This window comes from Bradyrhizobium sp. BR 1432, assembly GCF_051547705.1.
Taxonomy (GTDB): Bacteria; Pseudomonadota; Alphaproteobacteria; order Rhizobiales; family Xanthobacteraceae; genus Bradyrhizobium; species Bradyrhizobium zhanjiangense.
This window is the reverse complement of record NZ_JBPUGF010000003.1, coordinates 5,893,076-5,909,101: the sequence shown is the minus strand read 5'-3', so window position 1 is coordinate 5,909,101 and position 16,026 is coordinate 5,893,076. Positions and strand designations below refer to the sequence as shown.

11 protein-coding genes and 5 pseudogenes are annotated in these 16,026 nt (G+C 63.9%); 2 read left to right on the top strand and 14 right to left on the bottom strand.

Features of this window, described 5'->3' with window-relative positions; all coding sequences use genetic code 11:
• Positions 1-146: 146 nt before the first annotated feature.
• The 11 genes and pseudogenes from ACSKB8_RS28570 to rpoZ form a co-directional block, all read right to left on the bottom strand.
• Entirely contained in the window at positions 147-572 is a 426-nt protein-coding gene (locus tag ACSKB8_RS28570) for a YybH family protein (protein ID WP_438107796.1), read from the bottom strand.
• Positions 573-1,750: 1,178 nt separating this feature from the next.
• On the bottom strand, positions 1,751-4,009 hold the full coding sequence (parC, locus tag ACSKB8_RS28565; RefSeq protein WP_438107795.1) for a DNA topoisomerase IV subunit A: 2,259 nt from the start codon (positions 4,007-4,009) through the stop codon (positions 1,751-1,753).
• A 447-nt stretch (positions 4,010-4,456) separates the two neighbouring features.
• Positions 4,457-5,210, bottom strand: a pseudogene (gene recO, locus ACSKB8_RS28560) (DNA repair protein RecO).
• A gap of 140 nt (positions 5,211-5,350) precedes the next feature.
• Positions 5,351-5,731, bottom strand: a complete 381-nt coding sequence (locus ACSKB8_RS28555; RefSeq protein WP_438107794.1) for a hypothetical protein — start codon at positions 5,729-5,731, stop codon at positions 5,351-5,353.
• 21 nt (positions 5,732-5,752) lie between these two features.
• Positions 5,753-6,679: a GTPase Era gene (gene era / locus ACSKB8_RS28550; protein WP_438107793.1), complete on the bottom strand. Its 927-nt coding sequence runs from the start codon at positions 6,677-6,679 to the stop codon at positions 5,753-5,755.
• A pseudogene (gene rnc, locus ACSKB8_RS28545) lies at positions 6,669-7,489 on the bottom strand (ribonuclease III). Before rnc ends, era begins: the two are co-directional and overlap by 11 nt.
• Positions 7,486-8,250 carry a signal peptidase I gene (lepB, locus tag ACSKB8_RS28540; protein WP_091893218.1) on the bottom strand — a complete coding sequence of 255 codons (765 nt, stop codon included), beginning with the start codon at positions 8,248-8,250 and terminating at the stop codon, positions 7,486-7,488. Before lepB ends, rnc begins: the two are co-directional and overlap by 4 nt.
• 249 nt (positions 8,251-8,499) lie before the next feature.
• A pseudogene (acpS, locus tag ACSKB8_RS28535) lies at positions 8,500-8,918 on the bottom strand (holo-ACP synthase).
• Positions 8,915-9,667, bottom strand: a complete 753-nt coding sequence (locus tag ACSKB8_RS28530; RefSeq protein ID WP_438107792.1) for a pyridoxine 5'-phosphate synthase — start codon at positions 9,665-9,667, stop codon at positions 8,915-8,917. Before ACSKB8_RS28530 ends, acpS begins: the two are co-directional and overlap by 4 nt.
• Positions 9,668-9,713: 46 nt before the next feature.
• Positions 9,714-12,000: pseudogene (locus tag ACSKB8_RS28525) on the bottom strand (RelA/SpoT family protein).
• A gap of 207 nt (positions 12,001-12,207) precedes the next feature.
• Positions 12,208-12,601: pseudogene (gene rpoZ / locus ACSKB8_RS28520) on the bottom strand (DNA-directed RNA polymerase subunit omega).
• Between the two features lie 325 nt (positions 12,602-12,926).
• On the opposite strand from rpoZ, the gene ACSKB8_RS28515 reads away from it, so the two are divergent.
• Both ACSKB8_RS28515 and ACSKB8_RS28510 read left to right on the top strand, forming a co-directional pair.
• Positions 12,927-13,571, top strand: a complete 645-nt coding sequence (locus ACSKB8_RS28515) for a LabA-like NYN domain-containing protein (protein WP_128933338.1) — start codon at positions 12,927-12,929, stop codon at positions 13,569-13,571.
• Entirely contained in the window at positions 13,552-14,226 is a 675-nt protein-coding gene (locus ACSKB8_RS28510; RefSeq protein WP_438107791.1) for a uracil-DNA glycosylase, read from the top strand. The genes ACSKB8_RS28515 and ACSKB8_RS28510 overlap by 20 nt, the downstream gene beginning before the upstream one ends.
• A 251-nt stretch (positions 14,227-14,477) precedes the next feature.
• On the opposite strand, the gene ACSKB8_RS28505 is transcribed toward ACSKB8_RS28510, so the two are convergent.
• From ACSKB8_RS28505 to mscL, 3 genes are read right to left on the bottom strand one after another with little or no spacing between them, the layout of a single operon-like run.
• A complete protein-coding gene (locus ACSKB8_RS28505; protein WP_438107790.1) occupies positions 14,478-15,059 on the bottom strand; it encodes a peroxiredoxin in 582 nt (193 codons plus the stop codon).
• A gap of 4 nt (positions 15,060-15,063) precedes the next feature.
• Positions 15,064-15,537: an SsrA-binding protein SmpB gene (gene smpB / locus ACSKB8_RS28500; RefSeq protein ID WP_024341117.1), complete on the bottom strand. Its 474-nt coding sequence runs from the start codon at positions 15,535-15,537 to the stop codon at positions 15,064-15,066.
• Between the two features lie 59 nt (positions 15,538-15,596).
• Entirely contained in the window at positions 15,597-16,010 is a 414-nt protein-coding gene (gene mscL, locus ACSKB8_RS28495) for a large conductance mechanosensitive channel protein MscL (protein ID WP_091899100.1), read from the bottom strand.
• Between the last annotated feature and the right edge of the window lie 16 nt (positions 16,011-16,026).

Below are 16,026 nucleotides of genomic sequence, written 5' to 3'. Positions count from 1 at the left end.
TTCGGAGCCAGATGTCACAGGTGACGCCCATAGGTCCGTGATGTCAGCGTGAGCAAATCTCGTCTGCTATGCCCCACCAAACGGACCTCAATGAGAACCGTCGCCACTTCGCTGATGGGTCAACAACAGACATGTACGCCGCCGGCCTACTTGCCCTCGTTCCATATGTCGGTGGCGAGCTTCCAGTCATTTCCGACCTTTTCCCAAACAACGACGTACTTCCCAGTCACTTCCTGCGGTGTCGCCCCTTTGGTCTTTAGAGCAAACGTGCCGATCTCGCGTGCCGCCAAAGGACCGAGCGCCTTCACATCAACAGTTGTGAGCTTCGGGTCGCCGACTTGTTCCGCCATGCTTTTCCACATGACTTCGATGGCTACTCGGCCCCGCACCATCGAAGAACCGGGCGGCAAAGCGATCGCATCAGCGCTATAAAGCGACGCAATGCCGGGGAAATCGCCCTTGTTGAAAAATTCGACAAATTTGCTGTTGATCGCTTCAATCTCGGGCTTCTGAGCCAAAGCCGGAGTCGACAGCGAGATCACGAATGCCATCACCAATACGATGTTGCGCATGATCGTCTCCAACTCAATGTACGATTCGAATGCAGCGCGGCTGTTGCTCCACAGAGCATGCAATGCCGCATCCCAGACCGTGTTTGACGAAACAGCAACTCCGGGGAACTACTGTAAGAAATATTGACGAAGTAAGTGCGGCGTGGAGTGCCCGTCCTCAAGGCAAAGCTCGTCACCACGCCCCCGTCGGCCGTTGCCCGTCCGGCAAACCAGCCGCGACACACCCACCATCCGCCTGTCAAGCCTCACCTTGCAAAATATTCCACTTTACCGAAATTCGGATTTGACGTACAAGCGAAACACCCTGACCTGAGACAAGGGGCGGATCGCGATCGTCACGAACCGCAGGCCGGGCAGCGATGGACGCGACGGCGTCGGGCGTAACAGGCACTGCAGGGCGGCTTCGGCTGTGAGCAATCGCTTCGCGCCGACGACACGACGCTGACAGCGTCTTCGCATGGCTTCGGGGGCGAGCACACGCCACCCCTCGGATTCCCAGCGAAGACGTGCGCGGACGGAGAAGTCGTGTGGTCCTGACGCCCGGGGTCTGTGCGTCAAGTCCTGCGGTGATGCCCGCGGCCCAACCGGGTCCGCACATCAGCCATCCGCAGGGCGACGGGGGCGATGGTGCATCGCTCCCCGGGGAGAGCACGAAGGACACCGTTAAAACCATTCGCGCAGGGAAGGCCGGGCGACCGGCATCACCTGTGGTCCACCCCGTGTGCATTTCTACAGCGCACGGACCTGCGGGTGCCAGCCGGCGCCCGGCCTTCCCTGCGCCCTCGTCTTTTTCGAGGGTGCACCTGGAGCAAAACTCGGGCGACATGCGCCGCGGGAATGCGAACGCTCGCGCGCTATTTGAAATGTGAATTGGAGAGCAATGGCCTCGCCGCTTGCTCCGTCATTGCGAGGAGCCCTTGCGACGAAGCAATCCAAAGTCCTTCCGCGGAAAGATCCTGGATTGCTTCGCTACGCTCGCAATGACGGTGTGGAGAAAGGTGCGCACAATACTCTCTCTTGCCCCGGACGCAGTGCAGCGCCCCCGGCGATGCGAAGCATCGTGCGGTGCGCTGCAGAGCCGGGGCGCCCATATCTCCGAGCAATCCGTGCAGCGTGGGTCCCGGCTCTGCGCAGCAACGCGAAAAGCGTTTGCAGCGCGTCCGAGACACGGGACCGCCCTACCCGATCACCCGCCCGAACTTGTTCGACTTCGGAAAACCCTTCGGCGGCAGGCGGCCAGCATCGGCGCGGGTGCCTTGCCACTCGGCGAGCTCCTTCATGGTCGCCGAGAATTCGCGACCCGCGAAGTCCTTCCAGGTCAGGCCCGCCTTGGCGTCGAAGACCGCAACGTCGGAGAGGCCGCCGTCCTTGTATTTCTGCAAGCGGACGCCGCGGCCGCGGGCCATCTCCGGCACCTGGTCGAGCGGGAAGATCAGCATCTTGCGGTTGTCGCCGATGACCGCGACGGTGTCGCCAAGCACCTCGGTGATCGCACGCGCCTCGTTCGGCATATCGACGTTGAGGACCTGCTTGCCCTTCTTGGTGGTGCCGACGCAATCGTCCTCGTTGACGACGAAGCCCTGCCCCTCGTGGCTCGCGACCAGGAATTTGCGTCCGCCCTTGTGGACGAACAGCGCGACGGGCGCTGCTTCCTGCTCGAGGTCGATGAACAGGCGGATCGGCTCGCCATGACCGCGGCCGCCCGGCAGCTTGGCAACATCGAGCGAGTCGAACTTGCCGTTGGTAGCGAACAGCAGCAGCTTCGACGTCGTCTCGGCGAAGAAGGCGAAGCCGAGCTTGTCGTCCTGCTTGAAGGCAAGCCCGGAGAGATCCTCGACATGGCCCTTCATGGTGCGGATCCAGCCCTTGTCGGAGACGACGACGGTGACCGGCTCGCGCTCGACGAAGGCCTCCTCGATCGCGGCGAGATCGTGCTCGGGCGCGTCGGCGAAGGTGGTACGGCGCTTGCCGAGCGGCGTCTTCGGTCCGAACATGTCACGGACCTTGCCGACCTGCTCGCCGACCTTCTTCCACTGCTCGGCTTCGGAGGCGAGCACGCCTTCGATGCCCTTTAGCTCCTTGCGGAGATCCCTGTCCTCGTTGCGGATCTCCATTTCCTCGAGCCTGCGCAGATTGCGCAAACGCATATTGAGGATGGCCTCCGCCTGGATCTCGGTGAGCTTGAACGCCTTGATCAGGGCCGGCTTCGGCTCGTCCTCGGTGCGGATGATCTTGATCACCTTGTCGAGGTTCAGATAGGCGACGAGATGACCGCCAAGGACTTCCAGCCGGTGCTCGATCTGCGCCTTGCGGTAGTTGCTACGGCGGATCAGCACGTCGCGCAGATGATCGAGCCATTCGCGCAAGCACTCCGCGAGCCCCACGACCTTGGGAATGCGGCCCTTGATCAGCACGTTGAGGTTCAGCGGAATCTTGCTTTCGAGCTCGGTCAGCCGGAACAGCGATTCCATCATCAGGGCGGGATCGACGTTCTTCGACTTCGGCTCGATGACGAGGCGCACGTCTTCGGCGGACTCGTCCCTGATGTCGCCGACCAGCGGCAGCTTCTTCTGGTCGAGCAGCTCGGCGATCTTCTCGACCATCCGCGACTTCTGCACCAGATACGGAATCTCGGTGACGACAACCACCCAGGTGCCGCGCGCACCCTCCTCCTGCTCCCACTTGGCGCGGACACGGAACGAGCCGCGGCCCGTGGTGTAAGCCTCCGCAATCGCCTGCTTGGAATCGACGCAGATGCCGCCAGTCGGGAAATCCGGGCCCTTGACCCATTTCAGCAGCGCCTTGGATTTCGCGTCGGGCTTCTCGATCAGGTGCAGCGCGGCATCGCAAAGCTCGGCGGCGTTGTGCGGCGGGATCGAGGTCGCCATGCCGACCGCGATTCCTTGCGCGCCGTTGGCGAGCAGATTCGGGAAGCCGCCCGGCAGCACGATCGGCTCTTTGGACTGGCCGTCGTAATTGGCGCGGAATTCGACGCCGTCCTCGTCGATGCCCTCGAGCAGAAGCCGCGCGACGTCGGTCATGCGCGCTTCGGTGTAGCGGTAGGCGGCGGGATTATCGCCGTCGATATTGCCGAAATTGCCCTGGCCGTCGACCAGCGGGTAACGCGAGGAGAAATCCTGCGCGAGGCGGACCATGGCGTCGTAGATGGCTTGGTCGCCATGCGGATGGAACGAGCCCATCACGTCGCCGACGATCTTTGCGGATTTCTTGAAGGCCGTACCGGGATCGAGCCGAAGCAGGCGCATGCCGTAGAGGATGCGCCGGTGCACCGGCTTCAGGCCGTCGCGTGCGTCCGGCAGCGCACGGTGCATGATGGTGGAGAGCGCATAGGCGAGATAGCGCTCTTCCAGCGCGTCACGCAGCGGCACCTCGTGAATTTCGGCCGGTTCTTCCGGCGGAACGATTCGTTTTCCCATGCCGCCCGGTTAAACCGTGGAAGCGAATCGGGCAAGGATCGATTGGTTCCCTGTGGGCGGCCTACTGGCCGGCCCAGCCGGCTGTGACAGGCTGTGTCTTGGCTTGGCCAGGGGCTTGGGCCGGCGGCGCATTGGTCACACAGCGGCGGGCGGCGTCGATTTCGGCCTCGGTCGCTCCGTGGGAGCGTGCCCATGCCTCTGCGGCCGCAGCAGAATATTCGGCCACATCGTACCGGACGACCGTGCAGGATGCCCGGCGAAATACGCCAGGTTGCGGCTCGCCGGCCATTGCATCAGGCGCAAACGCGAGCAGCGCCGCGGATAAGGCGAATCCCCTGATCAACATTTAGGCTGTCCCCATTGTGGAACCCGCGAGCCAATTCCGGCCGGCCCGATTTGGTTCCCGGAAAATCTATGCTGGCTGGCAAGGCAGAATCGCGATTTCGATCATGGCGCCGGGATTGCCGCCCTCGCCTGCTGCCGCATCAAGGCGTTGATGAAGCCGGCGCGCGCGTCGGAATGGCCCTGGCCGCGCGGCTCCAGAACGTGGCGCGGCAGGAACAGACCGGTGAGCCGAAAACCGTCCAGGAGATCCTGCTCCGTGAGATCGGTCTGCACCTCGCCCTGGCGCAGGAATGGCGGCAGGCGCAGCAGCCGGTCGCGCCACGGCTCGCCCGCGCCGCGCGACACCGCGCCGCCGGATTTGGGCGAGACATAGATCAGGTCCGTCGTCTCTCCTGTCACCGCACAATTTTCCAGCGCCGAGCCCAAAGCCGAGCTCGGCGAGCATCGCCAGTTCGAAATGAATGACGTGCACGGCGGCGCCGCCGATATCGTCGAAATCGTCGAGCGAATGTTCGAGCAGCGCAAAGATCGCCTCATGCGGATCGCGCTCGGGCAGCAGCCGCGCAATCGAGGCCAGATGGGTGACGCCGTAGACCCCGTGCGACGATGCCAGCAGCGTCGCTGCGCGCAGCTTCAATCCCTCGATCGCATAGGTGCCGAGATGCTCGTCGAGCCGCGCCCGCCACACCGCACTGACGCTGTTCCCCGGCTGCAAAAGCGGCCGCATCCGCGAGCCGGCGCCGCCGCGGACGAGACCGAGATGGCGGCCATGCGCGCGCGTCAGCAGCTCGACGATGGCGCTCAACTCGCCATGCCGCCGCACGCCCAGCACAATGCCTTCGTCGATCCATTCCATGGGAGGAAGTGTAGCCCATTCGAGGGACCGTAGGGTGGGCAAAGCGAAGCGTGCCCACCGATTTTGATCGATGGCCAAACTTGGTGGGCACGGCGCGCAAGGGCGCGCCTTTGCCCACTCTATCGGCACCGCGTGAAACTTCACGCGTTGAACCAGCCCTGCGCATCCCCGGTGAAGGAGAAATACAGTCCCATCGTGGTCAGCGCGCAGGAGACGACCTCGATGGCGCTGTCGAGCTGCATGCCCTTCTCGCCGATGATCTGGCCGAGCGAGATCACCGACAGCACCAGGGCTGCCGCGAGCACCCAGCGCGGCCAGTTCTTGCGCCAATGCGCAGCGAGCCAAACGAAATAGACCAGCAGCAGGATCATGCCGCCGGCGAGCAGCGTCGCCGTCGTGATCATCTGCTCGGTCATCTCGGCATTGGGCGTGCGGTCCTGCACCGCGACCGACAGGGCATCCAGCATCAACGATGCATAGAGCAGCGCTTCGAAGCGCCGGACGTTGCTGGGCACGCTCATCGGATACCGATCTTTTCTTGGCTATTCCTTGGGGAAGTCCAGCCCCATCTCGCGATAGCGATCGGGATCGTCGCCCCAGTTCTCGCGCACCTTGACGAACAGGAACAGATGCACCGGCACGTCCAGGATCTGCATCAGCTCCTTGCGCGAGTCCGCGCCGATCGACTTGATGGTGGCGCCGCCCTTGCCGAGCACGATCTTGCGCTGGCTTTCGCGCTCGACGAAGATCGTCTGCTCGATGCGCACCGACTTGTCCTTGCGCTCCTCCCACTTGTCGGTCTCGACCGTGGACTGGTAGGGCAATTCCTGGTGCAGCTTCTGATAGATTTTCTCGCGCGTGATTTCGGCCGCAAGCTGCCGCATCGGCGCGTCCGACATCTGGTCCTCGGGATAGAGGAATGGGCCTGGCGGCACCATTTCGGCCAGCGTCGTGCGGATGTCGTCGACGCCGTCGCCCGAGATCGCTGCAATCATGAAGGTCTTCGCGAACTTCGTACGCTCGTTGGCGGCCTGCGCCAGCGCTAGCAGCTTCTCGCGCTGGACCAGGTCGACCTTGTTGATCACCAAAATCTTCTCGTGGTTGACGCTGGCCGCCTTGGCGAGGATCGCCTCGGCCTCCTCGTCGATCCCGGCCTTGGCATCGAGCAGCACACAGACGAGGTCGGCGTCGTGCGCCCCGCTCCAGGCGGTCGAGACCATGGCGCGGTCGAGCCGGCGCTTGGGCAGGAAGATGCCGGGCGTGTCGACCAGGATGATTTGCGCGTTGTTCTCGATCACGATGCCGCGGATCAGCGCGCGCGTGGTCTGCACCTTGCGCGAGACGATGGTGACCTTGGCCCCGACCAGCGCATTGACCAGCGTGGACTTGCCGACATTCGGCGCACCGATCAGCGCAACGAAGCCGCAGCGCGTCGCGGTGGGCGTCTCGCCGTTTGCTTCAGCCGTCATTGCCGCCGCCAACGCCTTCGCGTTCGATCATCACTGAAGCTGCCACCTTCTCTGCCGCGCGCTTGCTGCCGCCGATGCCTTCGGCCGGGGCCAATCCCGGCAGGTCCACCGCGACGCGGAATTGCGGATCGTGGTGCGGGCCGGTGCGCTCGACCTCGCGGTAGACCGGGGTCGGCAGCCCCTTCCCCTGCGCCCATTCCTGGAGCACGGTCTTGGGGTCGCGCAAGGGACGGCGCGGCTTGTGCATGCGCTCGGTCCAGTTGCGCCTGACGAACTCGGCTGCCGCCGCATGGCCGCCGTCGAGGAAGATCGCGCCGATCACGGCCTCGCAGATGTCCCCGAGCACGCTCTTGCGTAGACGGGCGTCGGCGCTGGGGCCGACCGAGCCGAGCTTGATGTCGTCGACGAGGCCGAGCGATTTTGCGACGTCGGCGCAGCTCTCCTTGCGCACGAGCTCGGCAAGCCGCTTGGACAGCTCGCCTTCGTCGGCGTTCGGGAAGGTGTGATAGAGCATGTCGGAGACGACCAGCCCGAGCACGTGGTCGCCGAGGAATTCCAGTCGCTGATAACTGTCGCCGCGCTTGCGCCGGACTTCAGCGCCGAGACATGCGTGATCGCCTGCATCAGGAGGTTCGGGTCAGTGAAGCTGTGGCCGATGCGCGCCTCGAGCGCCGCGTTCGCATCAGTGCCCTTGGCCTTGCTGCTTCGCGTCCGCTTCTTCTTCGCGGGCGTTCTGGTCGCAGCTTCGCCATCAGGGGCGCCTTGCGCCTCCGTCGGTGGGGTCGCGATGTCCTTGGCTTCGTCTTTCATCGAACGATTTTGAAGAAACGATTCCAGCGCACCGCCCACGGCCAGCGCCAGAACATCCAGGCATGCTCGCCTTCGGCGATGGAGAAGAAGATCATCTGGGCGCGGCCGATCAAATTCTCCTGCGGCACATAACCGACTTGGCCGAGGAAGCGGCTGTCGGTCGAGTTGTCGCGGTTGTCGCCCATCATGAAGAAGTGGCCCTGCGGCACCGTGTAGACGTTGGTGTTGTCCATGTAGCCGTTGTCGGCGCAGTCCAGCGTCTCGTAGGACACGCCGTTCGGCAGCGTCTCCTTCCAGCGCTTCACCCGGGAGATGCCGCCGCCTTCGGAGCCGCAGGGATCCTCGCCAACGAACTCGCTCATGCGCTGCCGCTCGACCGGGGTGTCGTTGATGTAGAGCAGACCATCCCGCATCTGGATGCGGTCGCCGGGAAGGCCGATCACGCGCTTTATGTAGTCGGTGGAATCGTCCTTGGGCAGGCGAAACACGACGATGTCGCCGCGGTTCGGATCCGAACTCCAGATCCGCCCGGAGAACAGCGGCGGGGAGAACGGGATCGAATAGTGGCTATAGCCGTAGGAATATTTCGAGACGAACAGATAGTCGCCGACCAGCAGCGTCGCCTTCATCGAGCCGGACGGGATGTTGAACGGCTGGAACAGGAACGTGCGGATCACCAGCGCGATCAGCAGAGCGTGGATCACGACCCGGATCGTTTCGCCGACGCCGCTCTCAGTTTTCGTTCCCGAAGTCACGCTCATTGCTCTCTCAATTCCGGCCGGCGATCACAGAGCGCCCTCCTCCCGCGAACAGCCCATCGGTTCGCGGCCCAAGGAGATTGTCCTGATTCTGATAGTGAGGGCCAATTCCGGCGTAAAGCCGAATTCACCCAGCCTGATTTGCGTCGGCAGACTTTTAGACTGTTGTCGAAGACCACGCAATCAAGGATCGCATCAAAACTGCATAAGACCTTGGTATTTCAAACGAATTATGAGATTCTCTGGATCCTGTCAGGACTTGGCCAGCGGGACGGCGGAAATGATGACGAAGGCCTGCGCGAGCGGCCAGTCGTCGGTGATCGACACATCGATCCGCGCCTCGAAACCCTCCGGCGTCAGGGCCTGAAGCCGGGCCAAGGCGCCGCCGGTCAGTTGCATGGTCGGCCGTCCCCCGGCAGGTTGACCACCCCCATGTCGCGCCACCAGACGCCGCGCCTGATGCCGGTGCCGAGCGCCTTGGAGCAGGCCTCCTTGGCGGCAAAGCGCTTGGCGTAGGTCGCCACCACCATCTTCTCGTTCTTGGCGCGCCGCTCCGCCTTGGCCCGCTCGGCCACGGTGAAGATGCGGTCGAGGAAGCGCTCGCCGTGGCGCTCGATCACCTTGGCGACGCGGGTGATGTCGATCAGATCCGAGCCGATGCCGATGATCATGCCCGGCTCCGGCCGCGGTCCATCGCCGCGCGCATGCTGCGCACGGTCGCGGCCAGCCCCACGAACAGCGCCTCTCCGATCATGTAGTAGCCGATGTTGAGCTCCATGATCTCCGGCAGGGCCGCGATCGTCTCCGCCGTCGCATAGTCGAGCCCGTGTCCGGCATGGACCTCCAGCCCGGCAGCCTTGGCCAGCTTCGCCCCCGCCACGATCCGCTGCCATTCGGCCTCGGCCTTCTCAGTATGGCCATCGACCACCGCGTCGCACCAGGCGCCGGTGTGGATCTCGATGACGGGCGCGCGCAGCCGTGCCGCCATCTCGATCTGCGCGGGGTCGGCGGCGATGAACAGCGATACCCGGATGCCGGCATCGTTGAGCCGCGCGATATAGGGCGCGAGCGCATTGTGCTGGCCGACGACATCCAACCCGCCCTCGGTTGTCACCTCCTGCCGGCGCTCCGGCACGAGGCACACCGCATGCGGCTTGGTGGCGAGCGAGATGCGCATCATGTCGTCGGTCGCCGCCATCTCGAAATTGAGCGGCTTGGAGATCTCGGCCTTCAGCCGCGCCATGTCCTCGTCGCGGATGTGCCGGCGATCCTCGCGCAAATGCGCCGTGATGCCGTCGGCGCCGGCCTCGATCGCCAGCAGTGCGGCGCGCACCGGATCGGGATTACGCCCACCGCGCGCGTTGCGCAGGGTTGCGACATGGTCGACATTGACGCCGAGGCGGAGCGGAAGTGCGGGCATTTGCAGGACTCACGAAATCAGGGCGATGGACGCAGACGCAAAGCGTCTATCCATTAACACGTTCGACGCGGGCGACGACCGCCTTTGCGCGCAACTGGGCGAGGATCGCGCTCAGATGCTTCAGATCGTAGACTTCGAGATCGATCGTCGTCTCCGTGAAATCAGGTGAGCGGCGCTGCATGCTGATGTTGTCGATGTTGCCGTCGTGCTCGGCGATCACCGTCGCGATCTGTGCCAGCGCGCCGGGCTCGTTGACGTTCTCGACCTTGATGCGGGCCGGGAAGCGCTGCGGCGCGGAATCCTCGATGTCCCAGCGCACGTCGAGCCAGCGCTCCGGCTCCTCCTCGAAATCCTTCAGGGCCGGCGCCTGGATCGGGTAGATCGTGATGCCCTCGCCCGGCGTGACGATACCGACGATGCGGTCGCCGGGCACGGCGCCGCCATTCGGCGCGAACTTCACCGGGAGGTCGGAATTGATGCCGCGGATCGGGATCGCGACCGGGCTGCGCGGCGCCTCCGACGACTTCTCCTTGAGCTTGGCGGCCAGCCCCTTCTTGGCGCCATAGCGCGCGATGCGCTCCTCCTTGTAGTCGGGATACATCGCGCGCGCGACGTGGGAGGCCTTGATCTCGCCGCGGCCGACCGCCGCCATGACGTCCTCGATCGAGGTCCGCGCCAGCCGCGGCAGCGCGCCCTTGAGCTTGTCGTCGGCGTATTCGATCTTGGCCCGCTCGAACAGGCGCTCGACGATGCGCCGGCCGAGGCCGACATATTGATCGCGCACGGCGGTACGCGTGGCGCGACGGATCGCGGCGCGCGCCTTGCCGGTGACCGCGAGCGTCTCCCAGGCCGATGGCGGCGCCGACTGCGCTTCCGAGGTCAGCACCTCGACCTCGTCGCCGTTCTGGAGCTCCGAAGACAGCGGCGCAAACTTGCCGTTGATCTTGCAGCCGACCGCGCTATTGCCGACGTCGGTATGCACCGCATAAGCGAAGTCGATCACGTTGGCATGGCGCGGCAGCGCGATCAGCTTGCCCTTCGGGGTGAAGCAGAACACCTGGTCGTGGAACAGCTCGAGCTTGGTGTGCTCAAGGAATTCCTCGGGATTGGCACTCTCGGAGAGGATGCCGATGGTGTGGCGCAGCCAGGCGAACGCGTTGGACTCGCGCTTGAGGAACTCAGTCGGCGAGCCGACGCCTTCCTTGTAGAAGACGTGCGCGGCGATGCCGCGCTCGGCGATCTGGTCCATCGCCTCGGTACGGATCTGGAGCTCGACGCGCTGGTTCCCGGGGCCGATCACGGTGGTGTGGATCGAGCGGTAGTCGTTCTGCTTCGGCGTCGAGATGTAGTCCTTGAAACGCCCGGGCACGACCGGCCAGGTGGTGTGGACGATGCCGAGTGCGCGATAGCAGGCTTCGATGTCACTCACGACGAGGCGAAAGCCGAAGATGTCTGACAATTGCTCGAAGCCGACCGACTTGCGCTCCATCTTGGTCCAGATCGAGAACGGTTTCTTGCGCCGGCCATCGACCCGCGCACCCAGCCCGCGGTGGCGCAGATTGTTGGAGAGCTGGTCCTCGATCTCGCCGATCAGATTGCGGTTACGCTCGGCGAGCGCGTCGAGCCGCTGCATCACCACCGAATAGGCCTCGGGATCGAGGGTGCGGAAGGACAAATCCTCCAGTTCCTCGCGCATTTCCTGCATGCCCATGCGGCCGGCCAGCGGGGCATAGATGTCGAGCGTCTCCTCGGCAATGCGCCTGCGCGATTCCGTCGGCACGAAGTCCAGCGTGCGCATGTTGTGCAGGCGGTCGGCGAGCTTGACCAGAAGCACGCGGACATCGTCGGCAATGGCCAGCAGCAATTTGCGCAGGTTCTCGGCCTGCTTGGCCTCCCGCGACACCAGCTCCAGCCGCTTCAGCTTGGTCAGGCCCTCGACCAGCGCGCCGATCTCGGGCCCGAAGATCTGGTCGATCTCGGCCCGCGTCGCTTCGGTGTCCTCGATGGTGTCGTGCAGCAGCGCGGCTACGATGGTGGCGTCGTCGAGCTTGAGGTCGGTGAGAATCGCTGCCGACTTCGAGCGGGTGCGAGAAATAGGGGTCGCCCGAGGCGCGGGTTTGCGAGCCATGCGCCTTCATCGCATAGACATAGGCGCGGTTGAGCAGGTCTTCGTTGGTGTTGGGGTTGTAGGACCTGACGCGCTCGACGAGGTCATATTGACGCATCATGCGTGCGCGTGGCTTCGCCGGGCGCGGCACCGGCGCAGTCGGGGCCACGGCGACCGATTCGGTTGCGGCCTGCATCTGCATTGGTTTCCAGCGCCGATACACCATGCCGTCCTGCCTTCAAACGGACCCGGAGGCGGGCCGTTGTATACATCTTAACGCTGATCCCGGGCGCGTCCGATCAATTCGGTGACAGGGCGCGGCGCGAACCGACAACGCTATGGTAACCACGAAAACACCAACAAAAGCAAAGGCCCGAACAACGGTTCGGGCCTTGATAAGATCACAAGAGGTCGATGATTACGACGGGACGATCTACTCGTCCTCCTCCGGCTGTTCCTCGGGCGGCGCGAGGCCTTCGAGACCCTTCAGGAGCTCCTCTTCGGTCATGCGTTCGACGGCGACCTCGAGTATCATCCGCATCGACGCTCGCACCCGCGGAACCGATCAGCGGTACCGTATCGGGCTCGGGCTCGTCGACCTCGACGAACTTCTGGAGCGAGTGCACCAGCTCCTCGCGGAGGTCCTCCGGCGAAATGGTGGTCTCGGCAATTTCGCGCAAAGACACAACGGGGTTCTTGTCGTTATCGCGGTCAACCGTTAGTTGTGAACCGGACGAAATCATGCGGGCACGGTGGGCGGCCAGCAGGACCAGGTCAAAGCGGTTGTCGACCTTGTCGATACAATCTTCTACGGTGACGCGAGCCATGGCCTGTCGCTCCGTTGTGGGTGGGACGAAATATGTGGATGATCGGGCTAGTTATAGGGACCGGGCCGATTTCGCAAGGCCAATTTGTGATTTGGCCTCGCCAAACGGCTCTGGTACCCCCACATTAGGGCTGGGATGGGTGATTTGCCGGGCTGCCATCGAAGTTAGCGCCGGGCGTGTGGACCGCCATAACTATACCTTGATTGCCCCGACTTCTCCGGATTTGCGGTTTCGACGGGTTTCGACGGCGCCTTAGACCTGCGCGGCTCGCTGCCGCCGCGCCAACAATAAACGATCAATCACGAGCACTACGCGAGCAAACTGAATGTCACTTTCTCCTACCAACAAGATCGCGCTCTTCATCGACGGGGCCAATCTCTACGCGACGGCGAAAACTCTGGGCTTCGACATCGATTACAAGCGCCTGCTGAAGGAGTTTCAGAGCCGCGGGACGCTGCTTCGGGCGTTCTACTACACCGCCATCATCGAGGATCAGGAATACTCCTCGATCCGCCCGCTGATCGACTGGCTGGACTACAACGGCTACACCGTCGTCACCAAGGCGACCAAGGAATTCATCGACGCCTCCGGCCGCCGCAAGGTCAAGGGCAACATGGACATCGAGCTCGCCGTCGACGCCATGGAGCTCGCCGAGCATATCGACCAGATGGTGCTGTTCTCGGGTGACGGCGACTTCCGTTCCCTGGTCGAGGCCGTCCAGCGCCGCGGCGTGCGGGTCACCGTGGTCTCCACCATCGCCAGCCAGCCGCCGATGATCGCCGACGAGCTGCGCCGCCAGGCCGACGTCTTCACAGACCTCGTCGAGCTGCAATCCAAGCTCGGCCGCGACCCGTCCGAACGGCCCGCCCCGCGTGACCGCGGCGAGCGCGAGGGACGCCACCACGCTCCGCAATTCCTCCAGCGCGCAACCACGATGGCGCCGAGGGGCGATGACGACTTCGAGGAGTGAGGCGGCCCGGTCAAGCCGCCAGCCTTCCACCGTCGTTCCCGACCGTGACTGCCCGCTCTGTCCGCGCCTGGTCGCCTTTCGCGAGGCCAACCGCGTGCGCGAGCCATTGTGGCACAATGCGCCGGTTGCGCCCTTCGGTGACATCAAGGCGCGCCTCTTGATCGTCGGCCTTGCGCCGGGGATGCACGGAGCCAACCGCACCGGCCGTCCTTTCACCGGCGACTATGCCGGAGATCTCCTCTACGCGACGCTGGTCGAATATGGATTTGCCAAGGGCACCTATCAGGCGCGCCCCGATGACGGCCTGAAGCTGATCGATTGCCGGATCGCCAACGCAGTGCATTGCCTGCCGCCGCAGAACAAGCCGCTTCCGATCGAGATCACCACCTGCCGCCAGTTCCTTGCGGCGAATCTCGCGACCATGCCGAACCTGCGCGCGATCGTCGCGCTCGGGCGGATTGCGCACGACAGCGTGCTCAAGCCGCTGAATTTGAAGGGCTCGCAAGCCCCCTTCGGCCATGGCGCCGTGCACCAGGCCGGCGCGTTCAAGCTTTACGACAGCTACCACTGCTCCCGCTACAACACGAACACCGGCGTGCTGACGCCCGACATGTTCCGGTCCGTGTTCGCGAAGGTGAAGGCCGATCTCTACTAGAGCCTTATGCAGTTGGGCCGGTCGGTTGTCCGGGGTTCACCTCTCCCGACGACGGGGAGAGGTCGGATTGCGCCTGGCGATGCGGAGCATCGTCCAGTGCAATCCGGGTGAGGGGCCGCGGCATCCAGTGAGACCTGATCCCTCACCCGTACCGCATCTTCGATGCGATCCGACCCCTCCCTACGGGAGAGGTGAACCCTCGGCTCGCATCGATTCAACCGACCACGGCTCATCCCACCTTAGCTAGCGATCTAGCCCTTGGCGGGATTGGCCTTCAGCCAGTCCAGCACATCGCCGGCATTCCGGTCGGGCGGAAACACCGGGTAGAACACATGCGTGATCCTGGCGTCGTCGATGATCAGCGCAAGCCGCTTGATCAGCGTCAGGCCAGCGACCTCCATCGTCGGCAAATTCAGGGCGCGCGTCAGCGCCAGCTTCTCGTCCGAGAGCACCGGGAACGGCAGATGCAGCCGCGAGGCCATCTCGATCTGATAGTCGTTGCTCTGCGTCGAGAGACCGAACACGTGCAAGGCGCCAGCCGCCTTCAAATCGGCAAACAGATCGCGGAACGCGCAAGTCTGCGGGGTGCAGCCGCGCGCGCCCGGGATCATGTCCCAATCGTCGACCAGTGCGATCTTGCCGGGTTCGCCGGTGCGGGGATAGGCGAACACGACGGTACGGCCGCGCAGCGCCGACAGCGTGACTGACCTGTCGTCCGTCGCGACCAAGCCGATCGGCGGCAACGTCATGCCCTTCAGATGGGCGGCGCCACCGTCGTCGGCAGGCGCAGGAATCCGGCTCCAATCGACTTCGAGCAGGTTCCTCTGGGTCATCCCGCTATCCCCTCGCCCGCATCAGGCGGCCCTTCTCGCGGCTCCAGTCGCGCTTCTTCTCGGATTCGCGCTTATCGTGCAGCTTCTTGCCTTTGGCAACCGCCAGCTGCAATTTGGCGCGACCGCGTTCGTTGAAGTAGAGCTTGAGCGGGATCAGCGTCATGCCCTCGCGGTCGACCGCGCCCATCAGCTTGTTGATCTGCCGGCGGTGAAGCAGCAGTTTTCGCGGCCGTTTGGGCTCGTGATTGAAGCGATTGCCCTGGAGATATTCGGGAATGGTGGCGTTGATCAGCCAGATCTCACCGTTCTTCGAGTCGGCGTAGGATTCCGCGATCGTGCTCTTGCCGTTGCGGATCGACTTGACCTCGGTGCCGGTCAGCGCAATGCCCGCCTCGATCGTATCCTCGATGGCGTAGTTGAAGCGGGCCTTGCGATTCTCCGCCATCACCTTGATCGGACGTTCGTTCTTATCGGCCATCGCAGACAAACCTGATCAAGATGCGCACGGATTCTAACAGTTCGGATGAAGCGCGCGCGTCAAGACTTCTTGAGGAGATCACGGATCTCGGTCAGCAGCTCGACCTCGGCCGACGGCTTAGGCGGCGCCGCAGGCGCGGCCTGCTCCTTCTTCAGTCGGCTCATCACCCGGATCGCCAGGAACAGCACGAAGGCGATGATGATGAAGTTGATCGTCAGCGTGAGGAAGTTGCCCCAAGCAAGTACGGCGCCTTGCTTTTTCGCTTCAACCAAATTGGTGGCGGTGACCGCCTTCGACAAGGGGGTGAAGTAGTTTGAGAAGTCGAGCCCGCCGGTAGCGGCGCCGATGATCGGCATGATCACGTCGCCGACCAGCGAATTGACGATGGCGCCGAAGGCCGCACCGATGATGACGGCGACCGCGAGGTCGACGACGTTGCCCTTCATGGCGAATTCGCGGAACTCCTTGAGCATCTGCATGCCCTTCTCC